Source organism: Parahaliea maris (genome assembly GCF_008064665.1).
Classification (GTDB): Bacteria; Pseudomonadota; Gammaproteobacteria; order Pseudomonadales; family Halieaceae; genus Parahaliea; species Parahaliea maris.
The window spans coordinates 118,696-140,523 of the sequence record NZ_VRZA01000006.1 but is presented as its reverse complement, the minus strand read 5'-3'; the positions used below and the strand labels follow the sequence as shown (position 1 = coordinate 140,523).

The 21,828-nt window shown below is 62.1% G+C and carries 16 protein-coding genes; 4 read left to right on the top strand and 12 right to left on the bottom strand.

Features of this window, described 5'->3' with window-relative positions; all coding sequences use genetic code 11:
• Positions 1–98: 98 nt before the first annotated feature.
• From FV139_RS16345 to FV139_RS16295, 11 genes are all read right to left on the bottom strand, one after another.
• Positions 99–941 carry an MBL fold metallo-hydrolase gene (locus FV139_RS16345; protein ID WP_235898684.1) on the bottom strand — a complete coding sequence of 281 codons (843 nt, stop codon included), beginning with the start codon at positions 939–941 and terminating at the stop codon, positions 99–101.
• A 5-nt stretch (positions 942–946) separates the two neighbouring features.
• Positions 947–2,137 (bottom strand): enoyl-ACP reductase FabV, encoded by a 1,191-nt coding sequence (fabV, locus tag FV139_RS16340; protein ID WP_148069540.1) that lies wholly within the window; start codon positions 2,135–2,137, stop codon positions 947–949.
• Positions 2,138–2,249: 112 nt separating this feature from the next.
• Positions 2,250–4,013, bottom strand: a complete 1,764-nt coding sequence (locus FV139_RS16335; protein WP_148069539.1) for an alpha-amylase family glycosyl hydrolase — start codon at positions 4,011–4,013, stop codon at positions 2,250–2,252.
• A gap of 4 nt (positions 4,014–4,017) precedes the next feature.
• On the bottom strand, positions 4,018–5,241 hold the full coding sequence (locus FV139_RS16330; protein ID WP_148069538.1) for a glycosyltransferase family protein: 1,224 nt from the start codon (positions 5,239–5,241) through the stop codon (positions 4,018–4,020).
• Between the two features lie 2 nt (positions 5,242–5,243).
• Entirely contained in the window at positions 5,244–6,074 is an 831-nt protein-coding gene (locus FV139_RS16325) for an HAD-IIB family hydrolase (protein ID WP_148069537.1), read from the bottom strand.
• Positions 6,071–6,949, bottom strand: coding sequence for a hypothetical protein (locus FV139_RS16320; RefSeq protein ID WP_148069536.1), 879 nt, complete (start codon positions 6,947–6,949; stop codon positions 6,071–6,073). Before FV139_RS16320 ends, FV139_RS16325 begins: the two co-directional genes overlap by 4 nt.
• A 194-nt stretch (positions 6,950–7,143) precedes the next feature.
• Complete coding sequence (gene aceF, locus FV139_RS16315) at positions 7,144–8,787, bottom strand: dihydrolipoyllysine-residue acetyltransferase (RefSeq protein ID WP_148069535.1); 1,644 nt, start codon at positions 8,785–8,787, stop codon at positions 7,144–7,146.
• Between the two features lie 36 nt (positions 8,788–8,823).
• Complete coding sequence (aceE, locus tag FV139_RS16310; RefSeq protein WP_148069534.1) at positions 8,824–11,475, bottom strand: pyruvate dehydrogenase (acetyl-transferring), homodimeric type; 2,652 nt, start codon at positions 11,473–11,475, stop codon at positions 8,824–8,826.
• A gap of 325 nt (positions 11,476–11,800) precedes the next feature.
• A complete protein-coding gene (locus FV139_RS16305) occupies positions 11,801–14,662 on the bottom strand; it encodes an insulinase family protein (RefSeq protein WP_235898683.1) in 2,862 nt (953 codons plus the stop codon).
• Positions 14,663–14,665: 3 nt separating this feature from the next.
• Complete coding sequence (locus FV139_RS16300) at positions 14,666–15,748, bottom strand: AI-2E family transporter (RefSeq protein WP_148069533.1); 1,083 nt, start codon at positions 15,746–15,748, stop codon at positions 14,666–14,668.
• 4 nt (positions 15,749–15,752) lie between these two features.
• Entirely contained in the window at positions 15,753–15,986 is a 234-nt protein-coding gene (locus tag FV139_RS16295; RefSeq protein WP_148069532.1) for a sulfurtransferase TusA family protein, read from the bottom strand.
• 236 nt (positions 15,987–16,222) lie between these two features.
• Between FV139_RS16295 and FV139_RS16290 the strand changes: the two genes are divergently transcribed.
• Positions 16,223–17,644 carry a M48 family metalloprotease gene (locus FV139_RS16290; protein WP_407946829.1) on the top strand — a complete coding sequence of 474 codons (1,422 nt, stop codon included), beginning with the start codon at positions 16,223–16,225 and terminating at the stop codon, positions 17,642–17,644.
• A gap of 27 nt (positions 17,645–17,671) precedes the next feature.
• Here the strand turns inward: FV139_RS16290 and nadA are convergent, their stop codons facing one another.
• Positions 17,672–18,745, bottom strand: a complete 1,074-nt coding sequence (gene nadA / locus FV139_RS16285) for a quinolinate synthase NadA (protein WP_148069530.1) — start codon at positions 18,743–18,745, stop codon at positions 17,672–17,674.
• Positions 18,746–18,866: 121 nt separating this feature from the next.
• Between nadA and FV139_RS16280 the strand changes: the two genes are divergently transcribed.
• The 3 genes from FV139_RS16280 to FV139_RS16270 all read left to right on the top strand — a co-directional run bounded on the left by FV139_RS16280 (position 18,867) and on the right by FV139_RS16270 (position 21,763).
• Positions 18,867–19,355, top strand: coding sequence for a nitroreductase family deazaflavin-dependent oxidoreductase (locus FV139_RS16280; RefSeq protein WP_148069529.1), 489 nt, complete (start codon positions 18,867–18,869; stop codon positions 19,353–19,355).
• A gap of 83 nt (positions 19,356–19,438) precedes the next feature.
• Complete coding sequence (locus FV139_RS16275; protein ID WP_148069528.1) at positions 19,439–19,822, top strand: DUF6746 family protein; 384 nt, start codon at positions 19,439–19,441, stop codon at positions 19,820–19,822.
• Between the two features lie 234 nt (positions 19,823–20,056).
• Complete coding sequence (locus FV139_RS16270) at positions 20,057–21,763, top strand: putative bifunctional diguanylate cyclase/phosphodiesterase (protein WP_148069527.1); 1,707 nt, start codon at positions 20,057–20,059, stop codon at positions 21,761–21,763.
• Positions 21,764–21,828 lie beyond the last annotated feature (65 nt).

Genomic DNA, 21,828 nt, shown 5'->3' with positions numbered 1-21,828 from the left:
TGATCTCCTGTCTTACTTTAATTTTCAGGTGACGCCATTATTGTTGTTCGCGTCGTGGATAACTGTCAGGAAGGCGACGCAATCGGGCTGCCAGCAGGTCAGCTGGCCCCGTCCTCTTCCAGTTCCCAGCTCTCGTCCGGGTGCTGTCGGGCCTGTTGCTCTTGCTGGAGTTTGATCAGGTGGGCGGCCATGGACAGCTTGGCCCACTCGTGGCGATCTTCGTCGACATCGTCGTAAACCACCTTGACCAGTGCGTCCGCATGGGCCCGCCCCAACTGCGTCAACCCGGCGACTACCTTGCGCTCGCGCCTGAGGCGGTGCTCTACCAGGTGAGCCACTTCCGCCCGGGGATCATCGATCACTTCCCCGTGACCGGGGGCGATGTTCTGCAGCGGGTAATCCAGCAGCAGTTGCAGGGACTCGATATAGGCTTTCATATCGCCCCCCGGGGGCACGATCACTACGGTTGAGCCCTTCATGATGTGGTCGCCCGCGAACAACATCCCCTCTTCCTCCAGCAGGAAGCAGAAATGGTTGCTGACATGCCCGGGGGTATGCAGCGCCCGCAAGCGAAACTCGGGGGTCTCCAGCAGGTAGTCGTGGGAGAGTTCCGTAGTGGGCTGGAAGGTATCGTCCTGGAAGCGGTCGTCCGCAGGCAGGGCACCCAGCACTTCGGCACCGGTGGCCTCGGCCACCGCCTGCCACGCCGGGGAGTGATCCGGATGAGTGTGGGTACACACGATCCAGCGAATGCGCCCGGCGCCCGCTGCGATAATTGCCTCGATATGTTCGGGAATCGCAGGGCCGGGGTCCAATACTGCCACCTGCTCATTGCCGAGCAGGTAGGTGTTGGTGCCAGGGCCGGTCATCATGCCGGGATTGGGCGCAACCAGGCGCCGCACCCGGCTGTTCAAGGCAAACGGGACGCCGTGCTCGAGCATGGTTGTTACACCAAGTTGGAAATGGGCACGACCGGGTCGACGTCGGCCTCGTAGTCCACACCGTCGATCTCGAAGCCGAACAGGCGCAGGAATTCCTGGCGATAGCCGTCGAAATCGGATTCGCTGGTCAGGTTTTCCGTGGAAATGCGTCCCCAGATTTCCGCCACGGTTTCCTGTACCGCCGGTGCCAGTTCCTTGCCGTCGGCGCGCAGGCGCCCTTCGTCATCCAGCCTGGGGGTGGCGCCGTACAGGGAATCGCGGAACAGGCCGTCCACCTGCTCGATACAGCCCTCGTGGACGCCCTGCTCTTTCATCACCTTGAACAGGATAGCCAGGTAGATGGGCATGGCGGGAATCGCCGCAGAGGCCTGGGTGACCACCGCCTTCAGCACGGACACCCGGGCATCCCCGCCGTTTTTGGCCAGGCGCTCACGAATGTCCACGACCCGCTTGTCGAGGTCCTTCTTGGCGGCGCCGATGGTGCCGTGCCAGTAGATATCCCAGGTGATTTTTTCGCCGATATAGGTATAGGCCGTGGTCTTCGCACCCTCCGCCAGCACACCGGCCTCGTCGAGGGCGTCGATCCACATCTGCCAGTCTTCGCCGCCCATCACCGCCACGGTGTTGTCGATTTCTTCCTGCGACGCGGCCTCCAGGTGGAAGTCCTGGATTTCCCCCTTGTCGGTATTCACCCCCTTCTGCACGGTATCGCTGCCGATGGGCTTGAGGGTGGAACTGTGCACCACGCCGGTCACCGGGTGCTGGCGCCGCGGAGCGGCCAGGCTGTAGACCACGAGGTCGACCTGCCCCAGGTCGGCCTTGATGGTGTCGATGGTTTTCTGCTTGATCTCGTCGGAGAAGGCGTCGCCGTTGATGCTCTTGGCGTACAGCCCCTCGGCCTCGGCATATTTGTGGAAGGCAGCCGAGTTGTACCAGCCCGCGGTGCCCGGCTTTTTCTCAGTACCCTCTTTCTCAAAGAAGATACCCAGGGTCGCCGCGCCGGCGCCGAAGGCCGCGCTGATCCGCGAGGCCAGGCCGTAACCGGTGGAGGCGCCGATCACCAATACCTTTTTGGGGCCGTTCTCGATGGGGCCCTGGGCCCTGACATAGTCGATCTGCTGGCGCACGTTGGCGTCGCAGCCGACCGGGTGGGTAGTGGTACAGAGAAAGCCGCGAACGCGGGGCTTGATTATCATGTGTCGCTTCCTGATTCCATGCCTTGGGTCGGCACCGCCAGCAGGGCTGGCAAGTGCTGCGGGACTCGGGAGTTTAGCACAGAGAACGGGCGAATCAGCGCTCTCTCCGGGCTCACCGATGATCCGGTAGATTGGTGATCCACAGGGTCTGGTAGGGCCGCAGTTCAAGTTGCTGGTCGTGGCTCTCGTACACCTCTCCGCCGATCAGGTCCTGCCATTGGTGGGCATCGATCAGGTTGATGTCCCGCAGGTTCAGCGGTTGCGGCTGTGGACTGATATTGGAGATACAGAACACGCTCTGACGGCGGTCCATGCTCTGGCGCCAGAAACCGAGAATGGCGCTCCCCAGATGCAGGGTGAACTGGGTAGCATTGGGGTGGAAGGCGGCCTGCCGACGGCGAGTGGCCAGCAGGGCCTTGAGCCTGGAAAACACCCGGCTGTGACTGCTCTGGGTATCCTCCAACGCCTCCTGCAGCAGATCGAGATTCCACTGGTGGCGGTTGATGGAACGGGCATGGCCCGTGTTCTCCACCCGCTGGTGGTCATTGTGGGTACCCAGCAGGCTGTGCAGGTAGATTCCCGGGATGCCCTCCAGCCCCAGCATGATGGCGTGGGCACAGACAAAGCGCTCCAGCCCCCAGTCGTCCGGGCCATCCACCGTCCCCTGCAGGGCGTCGTAGAGCGCGATATTGATCTCGTAGGGCCGGTTTTCCCCGTTTTCCAGCGCCCGGTAGGACACGTGCCCGCCGAAGGACTGCATGGTGACAATCAGCGCATCGAGTTCCTCGTCCGATAGCAGGCCTTCCGCCGGGCGCAGGCCGATGCCGTCGTGGGAGGCAATGAAGTTGAAGTAGGCGGTGCCGTTCTGGGCCGGCGGCATACTCATCACCCACTGCTTGAGGTAGCTACAGTCGCCGGTTACAAGCGTATTGAGCAGCAGTGGGGGCAGGGAGAAGTTGTAGACGCAGTGGGCCTCGTTGGCATTGCCGAAATAGGACAGGTTTTCCCGGTTGGGAATATTGGTCTCGGTGATCAGCACCGCGTCCGCCCGGGCGTGCTCCACCAGGGTGCGCAGCAGGCGCACCACCTCGTGGGTCTCTTCGAGATTGAGGCAGGTGGTACCCGGGACTTTCCACAGGAAGGCCACGGCATCGAGCCGGAAAATGCGCACTCCCTCATCCAGGTACTGGCGCACGATACTGACAAACTGTTTCAGTACCTCCGGATTGCGAAAGTCCAGATCGACCTGGTCGTGGCTGAAGGTACACCAGACGTACTGCGTGCCTTCGTCGGTTTCCACCTCTTTCAATAGCGGTGAGGTCCGCGGGCGCACCACGGACGACAGGTCATCCTCCGGGCTCGCGGTGTAGAAATAACCCTTGCCGGGCTCCACGCCCTTGATGAAGTTCTCGAACCACAGACTGCGGCTGGAGCAGTGATTGATGACCAGATCGGCCATGAGATCGTAGCCGGCTGCGATCTCGCCAATATGACTCCAATCGCCCAGCGCCTCGTTCACGCTGGAGTAATCGAGCACCGCGAAACCGTCATCGGAACTCCAGGGATAGAACGGCAGGATGTGAACGGCGCTCAGCAGCCCCTCGCTGTTGTCATCGAGAAAACGCTTCAGGGTGACCAGGGGCTTTTCGTCGGTTGCCAGCAGGCTGTCACCGTAGGTGATCAGGATCGTATCGCACTGGTTCCAGTGGTTGGTGTGCTGCAGGGGCGTGTTTTCGTCCACCTCGAGGCGCATCAGACCGAGCAGGTCGTCAGCGAACTCGGTGAAGGATATATCGAGGGAAATATCGTGATAGATTGCCTGCAGGTGTTGCTCCACCCGGTCCCTTAGCGTCAGCGCCCCCTCCCCTTGCAGCATTCCGTTACCCCGCGTAGTCAATATTGTCCTGTTCTACCGCATCCAGAAGACGCTCGAGAATATCGGGTATGGCACTCTCCACCCGACTCCAGCTCGGGATGAACGGCCGTTCCATGGGCCTTGCCAGGAAGGCCTCACCGGCCTTCATGATGTTTTCTGCGAAGAGCTCCACGGCTTTCTCTTCGTTGTGTATGTCGAGAGTGAGACCGTTCATTACAGCGTCGTTGTGGTAGGTCTCCACGAAATCCAGGGCGATGCGGTAATAGGTGGCCTTGAGGGAGCGGAAGGTCTCGGTGTTGAAGGTCACCCCGCGAGTGGCCAGTTTGCGAAACAGGGCCTTGGCGATATCGGTGGACATCTTCGACAGGCCCTTGCTGGCGTCTTCGGCGGACAGGTCCTGGTGCTTGTGATCGTAGGTATCGGCGATATCCGCCTGGCACAGGCGATTGTTGGCGTAATTGCGGTACATCTCCGACAGCACGCCGATTTCCAGCCCCCAGTCGCTGGGTATGCGGATGTCGATAAGCACATCCCGGCGGAAGGAAAACTCGCCCGCCAGCGGATAGCGGAAGCTGTCCATGTACTCGAGAAATTCCATATCCCCGAGGGTCTTCTTCAATGCCCGCAGCAGGGGCGTCACCAGCAGGCGGCTGACCCGGCCGTTGATCTTGCCGTCGGCCACCCTGGCATAGAAGCCCTTGCAAAACTCGTAGTTGAATTGCGGGTGCGCCACGGGGTAGATCAGACGCGCCAGCAGGGAGCGGTCGTAGGTGAGAATATCGCAGTCGTGAAGGGCGACGGACTCGGCTTTCTGGGAAGCCAGGGTATAGCCCATGCAGTACCAGACATTGCGCCCCTTGCCCATTTCCCTGGGCGCCAGGTCAAAGCGCTGCAGTTCCTCATCCAGCGCCTTCAGCCGCGGGCCATCATTCCACAGCACACGGTGGTGTTGAGGCAGGCGCGAGAAGAACTCCAGTGCGCTTTCGTACTGACCCCGGTCGGCGCGATCGAGCCCCACCACGATCTGCGACAGGTAGGGCACCGCCGCCAACTGATCGACGATGCGCGGCAGCGCCTCGCCTTCCAGTTCGGAGTACAGCGAAGGCAGGATAAGCCCCATCGGGCGACGCCGGGCAAAACGCGTCAGCTCTTGCTCCAGTTCCTCAAGTGGCCGGTCGGCCATATTGTGCAGGGTAGTAATGATACCGTTTTGATAGAAATCACCCATGATCAGCTCTCCTGTGGGCCTGCTGCGTCGCTCAGCCAGCGAGCGATGCCCTCGGACCACCCTGCAGGACCAAGGGCGCGACTATGTAATACACCTTCATCGCGCTGCAGCGCGGGAAAGGCGTGGGACGGGGAGCGCACCAGCAGGGCAGTGCCGGCGGCTTCCAGCATGGCGCAGTCATTGCCACTGTCGCCGGCGGCAATGTCCAGCACCGGCGGCGGGTAACAGGCCCGCAACCAGCGCAGGGCGCGCCCCTTGTCGGCATTGCCGCTCACCGACAGAAACCTGCCCCCCTGCAATACTGTAGCACCAGCCGCCTCCAGATCGGCAGTAAAACGCTGCTTGCGTGATTCCCGGCCGATCCAGTGCACCGGCTCGCTGTACTCACGCTGGTTGGCCTGCCGCGCGCGGGCCTCGGTCAGCCCCGTCAACTCCATGATGCCGCGGGTGCCCAGGCGGAAAAAGCTGGAAAACTCGCCGGAGTACTGGTCCTCCATGCGCTCCAGCAATTCCAGCCAGCGCGAGCGTGGCGGGGCAAATTCATGCAGCCAGTAACCGCCATAGGAACGGGTATCCGCGGGCTGCTCGGGGAAATAGCCCTCCGGAATGAACACCGCAGCTCCGTTTTCCACCACGAAGGGATGCCGGTTGCCGAGTTCTCTCCGCAGCTGTTCGATTTCTACCCGGGTCTTGCTGGTCACGGGTATGACAGGGATGGACATCCGCTCCAGCGCCCGCAGCCTGGGCATAGCATCACTGTAGCTGTAGGTGTGGTGGTCGAGCAGGGTCCCGTCCAGATCGGTAAACACCAGGCGTTGTGGCTCGGCGCTCATGCTCCCTCCCTCCGCAGAATCTTCCGTGATTCGTCCAGCACCAGGCAGTCGTCCACCCGCTCAGGCAGGCTCACCAGGGACCATTCGGTCAGGCGCTGGTAGTGCTGGATAAAGCGCGCCACCTGCTCCGGGGTCATGGACTTACCGAGATGATCGGGGCCCAGGCGCTGCCGCAGCTTGTCCTCCTGCTCCTGCCGCCACTGCTGCACACAGGCAAAGGACGGCGCCTGCAGCATCAGCCAGCGATCCACCAGGGCGTAGACCGGAGGGAACTCCGTGGCCAGCGCCCTGTTGACGTGCCCGCGCCAGATGCCCCCGGCATCTTCGTCCCGTTCCAGCGCGTTGACCGGCTCCCGTAACGCCGCGGTGGGCTGGGCTTCCACTCCCAGGCACCAGCCTTCAAACAGAATGATATCCACCGGCGCCATGATCTTCGTCCACTGCTCCGGTGGATGGCGGTCATCTTCGGCCTTGTTGAAGCGGGGCACGAACAGCTCTCCCTCGCTCGCGGACAACAGGCGATCCAGGGTATCGAGGAGAAGGGAAACATCGTGGGTGCCCGGCACCCCCCGGGTCACAAACAGCGGGTGCACTTCGCGTGACAGGCGCTCGCGCTCGGTCCGGGTCAGGTAAAAATCATCCAGCGAAAGCGTCACACAGCGCAGACCGTGCTCCGCCTGGAGGCAATGGGCGAGATAATCGACCAGCGTCGACTTGCCCGACCCCTGGCAGCCATTGATACCCAGCAGCAACGGACGAGATGCACCACTATGGTGCATTGCCAGATTTTCCGCCAGCGGGTCGAACCAAAGTCGGGCAACCTTGAGGTATTCCGCCCCCAACTGGTGCCGACGCAGAAAGTCCTGCTGCCACATTGAACCGGTTCGGGAATCGGTTCGGGAATCGCTCTGGGAAGGTGTCTGCGCCACCGGATGCGTCTCTCAGGTCACTGTCGCCATGGAACACCCTATTCCAAGAGCAGAATTCGTGCCAATTACGCACAAGTCCGGCATAACCCGCGGTGAAGAGCGGGCGCCCGCCAGGGCGCCCGGGATGCAAGGGTGCCGCGTTACAGCAACAGTTTGCGGATGTCGCCCAGCAGACCTACCAGCTGGGTGCAGAAACGGCCGGCATCACCGCCGTTGATCACCCGGTGGTCGTAGGACAGCCCCAGCGGCAGCATGTTGCGCGGCTCAAACTCCCGGCCGTTCCAGCGCGGCTTGATCTCCGCCCGGGATACGCCAAGGATGCCGACTTCCGGCGCATTGACGATGGGCGTAAAGCCAGTACCACCTATGCCGCCGAGGCTGGAGATCGTAAAACAACCGCCCTGCATTTCCGCCGGCTTGAGTTTGCGGTCGCGCGCCTTGGCTGCCATCTCCAGGACTTCTTCCGCCAGTTCCCACAGGGTCTTCTTGTCCACGTCGCGAATGACCGGCACCAGCAGCCCCGCCGGGGTATCCACGGCCATGCCGATGTGCACGTACTTTTTGTACACCAGCTCCTCGCCATCGACAGAGAGCGAGGCGTTGAACTTGGGGTTGTCCCGCAGGGCAACGGCGCAGGCCTTGAGCAGGAAGGGCATCGGGGTGAGTTTGGTGCCGCGTTTGTCGGCCTCGCCCTTGAGCTCCTTGCGGAAGGCTTCCAGCTCGGTGATGTCGGCTTCGTCGAACTGGGTGACGTGGGGCACGTTGAGCCAGTTGCGCTGCATGTTGGCTGCAGTGAGCTTGTCCATCTTGGTGCGGGGAACGGGCTCCACCTCGCCGAAGGCGGCAAAGTCCACCTCCGGTACCGGCGGGATGCCGGCGCCGCCCGTGACAGTCGCCTGACCACCTTCCAGCGCAGCCTTCACGAAGGTCTGCACATCCTCCTTGAGCACCCGCTCCCGGGGGCCGGTGCCACTCACTTTCGCCAGATCCACGCCCAGTTCGCGTGCCAGTTTGCGCACCGCAGGGCCGGCGTAAACCGGGCCACCGCTGGCGCCTGCCGGCTTCTGGGCCGGGGCACTGGCGGGCTTGGCGGCTACGGCCTCGGCTGCTTTCGGCGCGGGCGTTGACGGCGCCGGAGCAGCCGTCTCGGCGGCGGGTGCCGGTGCAGGTGCCGCAGCAGCACCGCCGCTGACCTTCAGCTTCACCAGCTGATCGCCCTGGCGCACGCTGTCCCCTTCCTTGACCAGGATCTCCAGTACTTCCCCGGCATCGGTGGAAGGCACCTCCATGGAGGCCTTGTCCGATTCCAGCACCACCAGTGAATCACCTTCGGCGATGGTATCGCCCACCGCCACGCTGACTTCAATAAGGTCCACCGCGTCGTCGGTACCGATATCCGGCACGCTGACCACAATTTCACTGCTTTGGGCGGCAGGCTCCGCCGCCGCGGGGGCCTCGCTGGGCTCGGGCGCACTCGGCTCCGGCTCAGCTTCTGCAGCGGCGGGCTCCGCGGCGTCTTCCACCGCCGGCTCGGCCGCCTCTTCACCTTCGGACTCCAGCACCAGGATGGGGGCGCCTTCGGCCAATTCGTCGCCAACGGCCACCAGCAGCTCGACCACCGTACCGGCATGACTGGAGGGAATTTCCATCGATGCCTTGTCGGACTCGAGTACGATCAGACTCTGCTCGACCTCCACCGTATCGCCAACGGCCACCAGCAGTTCAATGACCTCAGCGCCTTCGGCACCGCCGATATCCGGTACTGTTACTTGTTGTTTCGCCATGAGTGTCTCCTTCTATTCGGTTCGCGATCGGCCTGCCTAAACGGACAGGGGATCCACCTTGTCGGGAGAAACTCCCAGGGCGCGCATGGCTTCCGCCACCACCCCGGCCTCCAGTTTGCCCTCGTCAGCCAGCGCTTTCAGCGTGGCCACCACAACGTATTCCCGGCTCACCTCAAAGAACTTGCGCAGCTTGTCGCGGGTATCCGAGCGGCCAAAGCCGTCGGTGCCGAGGGTGACATAGCGCCGCGGAATGAATTCCCGCAGCTGGTCGGTGTAGGCCTTCATGTAGTCCGTGGCCACGATCACCGGCCCCTCCTCACCTTCGAGCAGCTGGGTGACATAGGGCACTCGGGGAGTCTCCTCCGGGTGCAGCATGTTCCAGCGCAGGGCGGCCTTGCCCTCGCGTTGCAGCTCGTTGACGCTGGTCAGGCTCCAGATATCACTGGTGATCTTGTAGTCCTTTTCGAGAATTTCGGCAGCGGCCTCCACCTCGCGCAGGATGGTTCCGGCCCCCATCAGTTGCACACGGTGGCCCTTTTTCTTCGGCCCGCGCTTGAGCAGGTACATGCCCTTGACGATGCCCTCTTCGGCGCCGTGGGGCATTTCCGGCTGCAGGTAGTTCTCGTTCATCGTGGTGATGTAGTAGAACTTGTTCTCACCCTCCTGGTACATGCGCCGCAGGCCATCCTGGATGATGACGGCCAGCTCGAAGGCGTAGGCCGGGTCGTAGCTGATGCAGTTGGGAATGGTGCTGGCCAGCAGATGGCTGTGGCCATCCTGGTGCTGCAGGCCCTCCCCGTTCAGCGTGGTCCGACCCGCGGTAGCGCCGATCAGGAAGCCCCGCGCCTGGCTGTCGCCTGCCGCCCAGGCCAGATCGCCGATACGCTGGAAGCCGAACATGGAGTAGAAGATATAGAACGGCACCATCGGGTAATTACTGGTGCTGTAGGAGGTGGCCGCCGCCAACCAGGCGGAGAAGGCACCCGCCTCGTTGATCCCCTCTTCCAGGATCTGGCCTTTCTGGTCCTCCTTGTAGAACATGATCTGGCCGGCATCCTGGGGCGTGTAGCGCTGCCCGACGGATGAGTAGATGCCGAGCTGGCGGAACATGCCTTCCATACCGAAGGTCCGCGCCTCGTCCGGCACGATGGGCACTACACGCTCGCCAATCTCCTTGTCCTTGACCAGGGCGGAGAGCACCCGCACGAAGGCCATGGTAGTGGAAATCTCGCGCTTGCCACTGCCCTTGAGCTGGTTGTCGAAGGTCGCCAGCGGCGGAGTGTTCAACAGTTCCGGCTGGGCGCGGCGCGCCGGCAGCGGGCCACCGAGCTCTTCCCGGCGCTGTTTCATGTAGCGCATTTCGGGGCTGTCGGGCGCCGGACGGTAGTAGGGGACATTCTTCAATTCGGCATCCGAAATCGGGATACCGAAGCGATCGCGGAACGCCTTGAGGCTGTCCATGTCCAGTTTTTTCAGGGAGTGGGTTTCGTTGTTGGCCTCCCCTGCCTCACCGGTACCGTAGCCTTTCACGGTCATTGCCAGAATCACCGTGGGACGCTGGTTCTGGGCGACGGCTTCTGCATAGGCTGCGTAGACCTTGTAGGGGTCGTGGCCACCGCGGTTGAGGTACATGATGTCGTCGTCGGACAGGTCTTCCACCAGCTTCAGGGTTTCCGGGTACTTGCCGAAGAAGTGCTCGCGGGTGTAGGCGCCACCATTGTACTTGTAGTTCTGCAACTCCCCGTCGCAGACCTCGTCCATGCGCTGCTGCAGCAGGCCGGACTCGTCCTTCTCCAGCAGCGGGTCCCACTTGCGGCCCCAGATGACTTTTTGGACATCCCAGCCAGCGCCGCGGAATACGCCTTCCAGCTCCTGGATGATCTTGCCATTCCCGCGCACCGGGCCATCGAGGCGCTGCAGGTTGCAGTTCACCACAAAGATGAGGTTGCCGAGCTTTTCCCGGCCGGCCATGGAGATGGCGCCCAGGGATTCCGGCTCGTCACATTCACCGTCGCCCATGAAGCACCAGACATTGCGGTCTCCGTGCTCGACCAGCCCGCGACTCTGCTGGTACTTCATTACGTGAGCCTGGTAAATCGCCTGGATCGGGCCCAGGCCCATGGATACCGTGGGGAACTGCCAGTAATCCGGCATCAACCAGGGGTGCGGGTAGGAGGACAGGCCATTGCCATCCACCTCGCGGCGGAAGTTGTCGAGCTGCTCCTCGCCCAGCCGCCCCTCGAGGTAGGAACGGGCATACATGCCGGGCGCACTGTGGCCCTGGTAGAACACCAGATCGCCGGGGTGACCACTCTCGGTACCGCGGAAGAAGTAGTTGAAGCCCACGTCGTAGAGGGTCGCGCTGGAGGAAAAGCTGGAGATGTGCCCACCCAGCCCCTCGTCATTGTCGTTGGCCCGCATCACCATGGCGAGTGCATTCCAGCGTACCAGTGAACGAATCCGGCGCTCCATGAACAGGTCGCCCGGCATCAGCTTCTCATCGGCCGGGGCGATCGTATTGCGGAAGGGGGTGGTAATGGCCGTGGGCAGGCGCACACCGGTGTCAGTGGCATGCTTGGCCAGTTCCGAGAGCAGCCAGCTGGCGCGCTCGGGGCCGCTGTATTTCAGCACCGCGTCCAGCGCCTCGAGCCACTCCCGTGTTTCGATGGGATCCTTGTCTTCCGTCATAAGCGATATCGCTCCTGTTTGAATGCGAAGGCCTGAAAGCGGCAACGAGTGGGTTCTATTTAAAAACTCATTGCCCTGAAAACGGCCCCGACAGTATAGGTGACGATGGTAAATTGCGCCTGTAAATGCACCTTCCCACGCACCGGAATGTAAAAATACTACCTCAACATGCACTGAAATGGAACATTAGTTCTAATACAGAACTATAAATTACCGCTTTCAGGCGCAAAAAAACCCCGCCGTGGAACCCAGGGCGGGGTTTCTGTTGAATCCAATGTAGTAAATTTACAGCGATAACATTCCGTAAGACTTATTTGCTACCCGCTTACTCAATGACATAGGTCGCATGCCCCGTCTTTACTTCTCGAGGACTGTGGAAGGTCTGGCCTGCGTCGGGCGGGAGCTCTCCCCATTGCCCCGGAGCTACCGCCTGCAGGGAGCGTGGCTGGGACCGGAACACCCGCTGGTAGTAATCCCGCCAGTCGGCCAGGGTGATCCCGCCCACTGCGCCAGCCAGTTCACTGCGACCATCGAAGCCGTACTGCTTCTTGGCGATGGATTGCCAGAAAAACTCCGCCCGCTCCCAGAGGTTCTTGTCTGGCTTGGTGATTTCGTGCACCAGGGCACCCTTGTGCCGCTCAAACTGCGCCTCGTCGATGCTGTCTGGCACCGCCGCCATGAAGCGATCGATCGCCGCGGCCACTTCAGGCGCTGACGCATTGGGCGACTGGATCAGCAGCACCAGCCCGGGCACATCCAGCTGCGGCCAGGGTATCGCCGCCACCACGTAGCCCAGTTGCTGCTCGGTGCGCAGTTGCTGGAAGAATCCCGACTTGATGATCTGCCCGGTGAGGGCCGTGGCGGCGCGGTCAGACCAGCTTTCGCCCTCGCCCTGCAGGTACCAGGCAATCACCGAGTCGTCGTGCGGCACATCCGCCGCCAGCTGCAGGCGCTCGCCCTCCTCCAGCTTCAGCACCTGCAGCGGCGCCAGGGTGGGCGCCTCGCCGCTCACCAGCAGATCGCCCAGCTCTGCGGCCACGATGTCGGTGTCGCCGCGGCTGTAATTACCGTACATCAGGGTCTCTGCCGTGGCGCTTTGCCAGAAATCGGCGGCGTAGCGCTCAACGTCTTCCAGCGACAGGCCGTCAAGGGCAGCAATCAGGTCCTGTTCGCCCCACTCACCGTACAGCAGCGCTTCGCGGAGGTCGTCGATGACCTGGCTCGAGGGGCGCTTGGCCACCGAGTTCTGCAGGCCGCGAATCATGTCTGCACGAATGTTGGCAAAACGCGCCGCATCGAATTCCGGTTTGCGAACCGTTTGCAGCAGGCGGTCGAACAGTACCGGTTGCTTATCGTTGTAGCCGCTGACCCGCAGGCTGATACCCTGGGCATGCTTGTAGAGGTCAAAGTTGAGCCCCGCCAGCAGCGCCGGGTAGGTAAATTCGTTGACAACGTCCTTGAGCAGCGCGGTGTAGAGCACTGCCGTGGCTGTCTGCTCCGCCGTCTGGCCCACCAGCGGAGAGCGGAAGTTCACATAGGTCGCGCCCTTGGGCAGGCGGAACTCCTCATCCTGCACAAACCAAAGAGTTTGCCGGTCTTCCTGCCGGATGCGCTCGGGGACATCGGAGACCGGCTCCTCCAGGTCGACCAGCGACACATCTTCAGCAATGAATTCATTGGCCGCAGGGAGATGCAGTTCGGGCTCGCTGTCGGGGCTGTGCCAGCTGGAGCGGGCGGCGCTGTCCGCATGCGCGGTGGCGAAGGGAACCTCGTAATGTGCGCTGCGCCGATCGGTATTGACGCCAGCGTCGGTCAGGGTGATTACCGCATTATCCGGCTTCAACCCTGCCAGCAGCCCGCTGAGGAGTTGTGGCTCATAATCCGTCATCAGGTAGGGACCCTGCAGAACGTCTTCCGGCGCAAAGTAGTGCATCCCGCTGGCCAGGCCGCTCACGTAGTTGATCGGTTCCGGGGCCTCCTTGAAGCGGAAGCGCAGCGCTGACAGCTGTGCCTGTTCCTCGTACAACCATTGCTGGGGCCCTTCCTCGCGCAACATATCGAGGTAGGCAAACAACAGCTGGAGCACGCGCTGGTATTCAGTGACGCCCTTCTCGGTCAGGGAGACGTTGACGCTGAACAGTGCACCGCCACGCCAGGCCAGGCCCGATCCCGCGGAGAGGCTCTCGGCAAGGCCCTCGGCCTTCAATTGCGACAGCAGGCTACCCGCCCCTTCGTGGCCCACCAGGTTGCCGAGGTACGACAGCGGTTGCGCCCGGTAATCGTCGCGATAGTCCGCCACCGGGAACGACACATCCAGCTGCCTCAGCGTAGCCTGGGGTTCCACCTCGACCAGCAGGGGCAGGGCACCAGCTGCAAACAGCGGGGCATCGATATCGGCTGCCTGGTAGCGCCGGTTGGGCACCTGGTTGAACATCGGTGTCACCAGCGCTTCCAACTCGTCCAGCGATTCGCGCCCCATCACCACGAGACGCATGGCGTTAGCCGAGTAGTGCGTCTCGTAGAAGCTGAGCAGCTCATCCCGGATACTGGAATCCGGCCTGTCGGCGAGCGACTCCAGGCTGCCCACGGCGAACTGGCTGAAGGGGTGTTCCGGGTTCATGACCTCCTGCAGCACATCCAGGCCTCGACGGGAATCACTCTTGAGCCCCATCTGGTACTCGGCCTGCACCGCATTTTTCTCCCGGTCCACGTATTCGGCATCAAACCGCGGCGCAATAAAAAACTGGGCAAAGCGATCGAGAGCCTCGGGCAGGTAGTCGGCGTTGATGTCGAAGAAGTAGTTGGTGTGTTCGAAGCTGGTATAGGCGTTACGGGAACCGCCGTGCTCGGTCACAAACTCCTCGTACTCCGCCGGGTCCGGGTATTTGTCGGTACCCAGGAATAGCATGTGCTCGAGAAAGTGGGCCAGCCCGCCCCGCCCCTCGGGGTTATCCCCGCTGCCCACCATGACATCCAGTGCCGCGGCTGCCTTGGGCGTATCGGGGTCTGACACCAACAGTACCTGCAGGTCGTTTTCCAGCGTCAGCAAGCGGTAGGCATGCTCGTCGTTGGGGCTCTGGGCCGGTGTCACCTCCCGGGGAGGGGCGCTAGCACACCCCACAAACAGCAGGGACAATACAACTAGTAGCAGGGGCTGGAAGCCCCGCATCAGGGGGTTAACCGGCATGGTTTACTCCGTTGCTTCAAGAATGGTTGCCGGCTCATCCGCAGGGGTAGGCCAGGCGTTAATGATCGCCTTGATCAGGGTTGCCAGGGGGATGGCGAAGAACACGCCCCACAGCCCCCAGATACCGCCGAAGAACAGCACCGCGATGATGATCGCCACGGGGTGCAGGTTGACGGCTTCCGAGAACAGCAGGGGTACCAGCACGTTACCGTCCAGCCCCTGGATGATGAAATAGACCAGCACCAGGTAATAAAATTCACTGGCGAAGCCCCACTGGAACAGGGCCACCATCACCACCGGCAGGGTCACCAGGGCGGCGCCAATGTAGGGAATGATGACCGACAAGCCCACCAGCAGCCCCAGCAGGGCGGCATAATTCAGCCCCATCCAGGTGAACGCGATATAACTGGTGGCGCCAACAATGAGTATTTCGAGCACCTTGCCGCGGGCGTAATTGGCCACCTGGACGTTCATCTCCCCCCAGATGCGGCGCAGCAGCGGCCGCTCCTGAGGCAGAAACGTTGCACACCAGGCCAGCAGGACCTGGCGATCCTTGAGGAAGAAAAACACCAGGATCGGGATCAGGATGATGTACACCAGCACGGTGAGAATCCCCGGGATACTGGCGAGGGAACGGGTGACCAGGGCCTGGCCGAACTCGGCGAGTTCCTTCTGGGCCACTCCCATCACCTGGTTCAGCTGCTCCGGGTTGACGAACTCCGGATAGCGCGCAGGCAGTACGCCGAGGAGCTGCCGGCCCTGGTCCAGCATCCGCGGCATCTCCCCAGCCAGGGCCAGTAACTGGCGCCAGGCCATCGGCAGCAGCCCGAAGATGAAGAAGAAGAAGGCGCCGACAAACAGCAGGAAGGCCACGCTCACGCCCAGCCACTGGGGCAGGCCGTGACGCTGTAACTGGCCGGCCACCCCCTGCATCAGGTAGGCCAGTACCAGTGAGGCCAGCACCGGGGCCAGGATATCGCCGATGGTCATCAGCAGGACAACCGACAGCGTCAGCAACACCAGCAGCAGGACCGACTCCTCCTCGAAGAGGTAACGCCGGTACCACTTGTTGAAAATGTCCAGCATGGGCTCAGGCCTTCTCCAGCAGATGGATATAGAGGCCGTCGCGATCTTCCGAGGCCAGCAGCCGGTGCCCCGATTGCTGCGCGAACACCTGGAAGTCCCGCAGTGAACCCTGGTCTGTCGAAATAACACGCAGCTGGTCACCGCTCGCCAGGGCGTTGAGTGCTCGCTTGGCCATCAGGAGTGGCATGGGACATTGCAGGCCGGTGGCATCCACTTCCTGGACGAGGCTCGAAGGCATGTTTGGCGGGTTTCCTGTCATCAGTGCGCGCCCAGTATAGCCATTCACCCCTGAGCACCCAACACAGGCTGAACTTTTTAGGCTGGCACTACTCTCAGCAGTATCAGTACCGCGCATACACCGCACCCTGTGCATGGCGTACAATGCCGGTCGAGTTTCAATTGGATGGATAGTTTTTTCACGTGCCGTTCCGCTGTAAGCCAGAGCGCCTCCTGACCCGAACCCTCGGCACTCTGTTGCTGGCGGGAACGCTGTGTGAACCAGTGCTGGCCCAGGGCACGGAAAACCTGAAGCTGCCCAACCTCGGCGAAGCCAGCACCAGCCTGTTCTCCACCGAGTACGAGCACCAGCTCGGCCGCACCTGGCTGCGCATTTTCCGCAGCCAGGTGCCCACCGTCGACGACCCGCTGCTGCACGAATACCTTGAGAACCTGATCTACGAGCTGGTTACCCACAGCCAACTCAAGGACCGGCGTATCGAACTGGTGGTGGTCGACAACGCCAGCATCAACGCCTTTGCGGTACCGGGAGGCGTGATCGGGGTCAACAATGGCCTCCTCATGTATGCCCAGACCGAAGATGAACTGGCCACCGTGCTGGCCCACGAAATTGCCCACCTCAGCCAGCGGCATTTTTCCCGCCGGGTGGAATTCCAGAAGAACCAGCAGCCCCTGAACCTGGCCGCCATGCTGGCGGGCTTCGTCCTGTTGGCCGCAGGCGGTGGTGAAGCGGGTATGGCTGCACTGTCCGCCGCCCAGGCCGCTGCCCAGGATTCGGCCCTGCGTTACAGCCGCAGCAACGAGGCCGAGGCCGATCGCGTGGGTATGCAGACCCTGGCCGACGCCGGCTTCGACCCTCACGCCGCCCCCGCCATGTTCGAGCGCATGCTGCAGGCCACGCGCTACGCCGGTGGCAACCGGGTGCCTGAATTCCTGCGCACCCACCCCCTGAGCGAAAACCGTATTGCCGACACCCGCAATCGCGCCCGGCTGTACCCGGAACAGCCGGCAGAGACCAGCCTCAACTACCAGCTGATGCGCGCCCGGGTGGTGAACCAGCTGGCCAATACACCGGAGGAAGCGGTACAGAAATTCCGCAGTGAGCTGGACGGCAACAGCCGCTCTCACGAGGCGGCGCAATACGGGCTGGTGATGGCCCTGACAGAGGCGGGTCGCACCGACGAGGCCGCACTGGAGCTGGACGGCATCTGGTCGAAGGATCCATCCCGGCTGGAATACATCATCGCCGACGCCGAGATCGATATCGCCCGCAACGAACCGGGCAAGGCGGCGGAAAAGCTGGCCCAGCGTCTCAAGCGCTCACCAGGCAACCACCCCCTGACCATGACCTACGCCAGGGCCCTGATGCGCAATCAACAGGCCCACGTGGCCGAAGAGGTCCTGGTAGAGCAGAGCAAGCGCAAGGCCAATGACCCCGGCCTGTGGTATCTGCTGGCGGAAGTTCAGGGACTGTCGGGCAACATCGTAGGGCTGCACCAGTCACGGGCAGAGTTCTTCATCCTTAACGGAATTCTGGACGAGGCGGAAAAACAGCTCAATTACGCCCTGAAGCTGGCCACCCAGGACTACCCCACCACGGCAAAGATTCAACAGCGCCTGCGCGACGTCGCCGATTTGCGAGAGCAGATGGAGGGCTGAGCGCCCTCCGGGAAGAACCGCGAGGGCTCAGGCGTTGCCCTTGACCTGCAACTTCAGGCCCGCCGCGAAATCCAGCATCCGCCGCAGGGGCACCATGGCGCGCTCGCCGACCACCGGGTCGACGAAAATCTCGTTGTCTGTGCGCTCGAACACCTGCGCCAGACTTTCCAGTTCGTTCATGGCCATCCACGGGCAGTTGGCACAGCTGCGACAGGTGGCGCCATTGCCGGCCGTGGGCGCAATGATGAATTCCTTGCCCGGGGCCTGCTGCTGCAACTTGTAAAAGATGCCCTGGTCGGTGGCCACGATAAAGCGCTCGTTGTCCATTTCCTGGGCGGCGCGGATGATCTGGGTGGTGGAACCCACCCGGTCTGCCAGTTCCAGCACCGAAGCCGGCGACTCCGGGTGAACCAGCACCGCCGCGTCGGGATACACCTTTTTCAGGTCGGCGATGCCGCGGGCCTTGAACTCTTCGTGGACAATACAGGCGCCGTCCCACATGAGGATGTCGGCACCGGTTTCCCGGCGCACGTAGTCGCCCAGGTGGCGATCGGGCGCCCAGATGATTTTTTCACCGTTGGCAGCGAGGTGCTCGGCGACATCCAGGGCGATACTGGAGGTCACCACCCAGTCGGCCCGGGCCTTCACCGCGGCGGAGGTGTTGGCGTAAACCACCACCGTGCGATCGGGGTGGGCATCGCAAAAAGCGGAAAACTCGTCGATGGGGCAGCCCAGGTCAAGGGAACAGGTAGCCTCCAGCGTCGGCATCAACACGCGTTTTTCCGGGGTCAGGATCTTGGCGGTTTCACCCATGAATTTCACCCCGGCCACAATCAGGGTGTCTGCCGGGTGGTCGTGGCCAAACCGGGCCATTTCCAGGGAATCGGACACACAGCCGCCGGTCTCCTCGGCCAGCGCCTGCACCACGGGCGCAGTGTAGTAGTGCGCCACAATCACCGCGTTGTGCTCTGCGAGTTGCGCCTTGATACGCGCCTTTAGCGCGTCCTCCTGCTCGGGTGAAAGCTGGCTGTGCTCGGCTTTGTCCAGGTGAAACTGCACTTGCTGGCGAATGGATTCCAGTTTGTCGGACGCTATGCTCATGAGGATACTGCGAGGAAAATCGGGGGTAGATGCGCGGAATTCTAACACAGATTGGCGCGCTGCAAATTCTGCCGTAGAGTGTTGGACGTTCGCCGATAAAACCAACAAAGGGAACCTCATCGTGACCGGCTTTGACTATGTAAAAACCCGACGTGAAGACGTGCGCCCGATACCCGAGAAGCAGGTACCACTGGTGCGGTTTATCCTCAAATGGGCCACTCGGGCACAGGTAGCGGGGTTTCGCGCCAGCAAGGGACGTATCATGAACACCTTCCCGGGCGGCTATCCGGTGTGTGTGGTCACTACCCTGGGGGCGAAGAGCCGCAAGCCCCGCCGCATCGCCCTGATCCACCTGCCCCTTGGAGACGACAAGCTGCTGGTAGCGTCCCAGGGTGGCATGCCAGGCAACCCGGCCTGGTACTACAACATCAAGGCCAATCCCGAGGTCGAGATCATGGTCGACGGGGAGGAGCACAGCTACACAGCAAGGCAGGTAAGCGCCAGTGAAAAGGCCGAGCTGTGGCCGCACCTGTGCTCCCTCTACCCGGACTTCGACGAATACCAGGCCCGCACCGACAGGGACATCCCGGTATTCCGCTGCAGCCGCTGATCCGGCACTGGCGCTTGTAAAGCCGGCGGCAATGCCCTACCTTTGGCGAGAATGATTCTTATTTAGCTGAAGGACTCCCAAACATGAAATCCACGGCAGCTCTGCTGGCGATTGCCCTCCCCCTCACTCTGCTCTCCACCGGGGCGGGCGCTGCCGAACGCTTCGACCACTACCAGGGCGCCCCCGCCGCCACCATTCAGGAGGCCCTGAGCAACCTTGAGGCCTATAACGAATTCCTGGAATCCCTGTTGGACAAGGGGGAAAGCCTCAGCGATGCCGACATGGGCAAAATCCACCAGCTGAGTTACACGCTTGAAAATGCCCTCGAGCGCATTGAAGAAGAGCTCGATGGCATTGCCGCCAACCTCGAAGAAGTGCACCAGGGCTCGGAGCAACTGCAACGGGACCGTGTACTGGAAAACGGCAGCAACTACCTGAAACGCACACGGCAACTGACCGGGCGCTGAGGCCCTCGCCGCTCCCCGACGGGGGCGGCGTCCCGCCCCTTTTCAGACCAACCGCCCAGAGTGCCCCCTGAACGCGGGGAAAACACCCTCTCGCCTGCAACTTTTTCACAAACTATCACTAGAATTTGTTTTACAATCTGCGTATAACTTCATGTTATATAAAGAATTAGCAAATGCCGCGCGACGGCAAGGGTAGCGGGTGTGTAGAGCCCGGCAGACCATTCAGGGGCAAGGGTGGAACAACATAACGTTCTGATCATCTCGGACAACCGGACAGACCATGCGGTGCTGTCTGCCTGTCTTGAGCGCGCCGTGCCCCGGCGTTTCACTGTTGCCAGCCACGACAACCTGGACCGCCCCCTGGAAGCCCTGCTCGACGCCAACCTGGACGCGGTGATCCTGGCGGAAGGGCCGGAATCCGAATACCTGCTGCGCCTGGCCCAGAAAAACCAGGTCACCGCCCCCATCATCCTGCTACTGGATGAGATGACGGAATACACCGCGCACCGCCTGCGTGAGATTGGCGCCCAGGACCACCTGCAGCGCGGACACCTTCAGGACGGCCTGGTACATCGCGTGCTGGATTACGCCATCCAGCTCAAGCAGGCCCGGCTGAAGATTGAGCAGCTGTCCAACCGCGACAGCCTCACCGGCGCGCTTAACCGCACCGGATTCCGGGCCCACCTCGAACGCGCCGTTGAGCGCTCCCAGCGCTACTCGTTCAGCACCGCCCTGCTCTATATCAACCTGGACCGCTTCGCCAACATCAACGACCAGTACGGCGAGGTCAACGGCGATCTGCTCATCCAGACCCTGGCCCGGCGGCTGCAGAACAAGTTACGCAATACCGACAGCCTCGCCCGCCTCGGCGGCGATGAGTTCGCAGTGATACTCGAAGACGTCGCCTCCGCTGCCGACGTGGAATTGATTGTCGGCAAGATGTTGCAATCCATCGCCACCCCGGTCGTCCTGAACGAGCACCAGGTGTCGATCGATTGCAGTGTCGGTGCGGCCCTGTTTCCCGAGGATGGACTGGAAATCAGCGACCTGATCGAGGCCTCGCGCAATGCCATGCAACAGGCCAAGGCCGTTCAGGGAAGCAAGTTCATTCGCTACTGCGGGCAGATCCAGTTCGACGTGAGTGGCGGCACTACGCTGGCCGCGGAGTTGCGGACAGCCGCACGCAAGAATCAGTTTGAGTTGCACTATCAACCGCGAGTGGACCTCAACACCGGCCTGCTGGTGGGGCTGGAAGCCCTGCTGCGCTGGAACCACCCCGAGCGTGGCCTGGTCTGCCCCGGCGAGTTCATCAAGGAATGCGAAGACATGGGGCTGATGAAGACCATCGGCTACCAGGTTATCCAGCACGCCTGCCACGCCCTCAACTGGCTGCAGGACAAAGGCATGCAGCACGTTGACGTGGCCGTGAATGTGTCGTTCTCCCAGATCCAGGACGAACGCTTTGTGGGCGTGGTGAAAGACATTCTGCAGCGCACCGGCGCCGAGGCCGAACGGCTGGAGTTCGAACTCACCGAGAGCACCATTCTCAAGAGTCCCGCCGCCATCAAGACACGCATGGACGAATTGCGGCTGCTGGGCATTTCCTTCTCGCTGGACGACTTCGGCACCGGCTTTTCCCAGCTTTCCCACCTGACCGAGCTGCCCATTTCCGCCCTGAAGGTCGACGCCGGATTTGTCCGTGAAGTGCCCCACAACCAGCAGCAGGTTGCCGTGTGCTGCATGATTATCGAGATGGCGCAGCGCCTGGGCATGAAAGTCATCGCCGAAGGGGCCGAAACCTACGAACAAGTGAGCTTCCTGAGGGAGCAGGCATGCCACCAGGTGCAGGGTTTCTACTACAGCCCCGCCATTCCCCTGCAACAGTTAACCCGCTTCGTCCAGGAGCAGCGGTTCAAGAGCCGTGAACGCATCCCCTCATGATGCTTTAAACCGGCCTCCCGCTGGGTTTACACAGGCGGTAGTGGTAGCCTAGAGGCAAACCGAAT

What these genes read in the sequence shown, in the direction of transcription:
- FV139_RS16320 (WP_148069536.1), bottom strand. Translation starts at nt 6,949, where the DNA reads ATGTGGCAGCAGGACTTTCTGCGTCGGCACCAGTTGGGGGCGGAATAC.
- aceF (WP_148069535.1), bottom strand. Translation starts at nt 8,787, where the DNA reads ATGGCGAAACAACAAGTAACAGTACCGGATATCGGCGGTGCCGAAGGC.
- FV139_RS16345 (WP_235898684.1), bottom strand. Translation starts at nt 941, where the DNA reads ATGCTCGAGCACGGCGTCCCGTTTGCCTTGAACAGCCGGGTGCGGCGC.
- FV139_RS16305 (WP_235898683.1), bottom strand. Translation starts at nt 14,662, where the DNA reads ATGCCGGTTAACCCCCTGATGCGGGGCTTCCAGCCCCTGCTACTAGTT.
- fabV (WP_148069540.1), bottom strand. Translation starts at nt 2,137, where the DNA reads ATGATAATCAAGCCCCGCGTTCGCGGCTTTCTCTGTACCACTACCCAC.
- FV139_RS16330 (WP_148069538.1), bottom strand. Translation starts at nt 5,241, where the DNA reads ATGGGTGATTTCTATCAAAACGGTATCATTACTACCCTGCACAATATG.
- FV139_RS16335 (WP_148069539.1), bottom strand. Translation starts at nt 4,013, where the DNA reads ATGCTGCAAGGGGAGGGGGCGCTGACGCTAAGGGACCGGGTGGAGCAA.
- FV139_RS16300 (WP_148069533.1), bottom strand. Translation starts at nt 15,748, where the DNA reads ATGCTGGACATTTTCAACAAGTGGTACCGGCGTTACCTCTTCGAGGAG.
- aceE (WP_148069534.1), bottom strand. Translation starts at nt 11,475, where the DNA reads ATGACGGAAGACAAGGATCCCATCGAAACACGGGAGTGGCTCGAGGCG.
- nadA (WP_148069530.1), bottom strand. Translation starts at nt 18,745, where the DNA reads ATGAGCATAGCGTCCGACAAACTGGAATCCATTCGCCAGCAAGTGCAG.
- FV139_RS16295 (WP_148069532.1), bottom strand. Translation starts at nt 15,986, where the DNA reads ATGCCTTCGAGCCTCGTCCAGGAAGTGGATGCCACCGGCCTGCAATGT.
- FV139_RS16325 (WP_148069537.1), bottom strand. Translation starts at nt 6,074, where the DNA reads ATGAGCGCCGAGCCACAACGCCTGGTGTTTACCGATCTGGACGGGACC.
- FV139_RS16275 (WP_148069528.1), top strand. Translation starts at nt 19,439, where the DNA reads ATGAAATCCACGGCAGCTCTGCTGGCGATTGCCCTCCCCCTCACTCTG.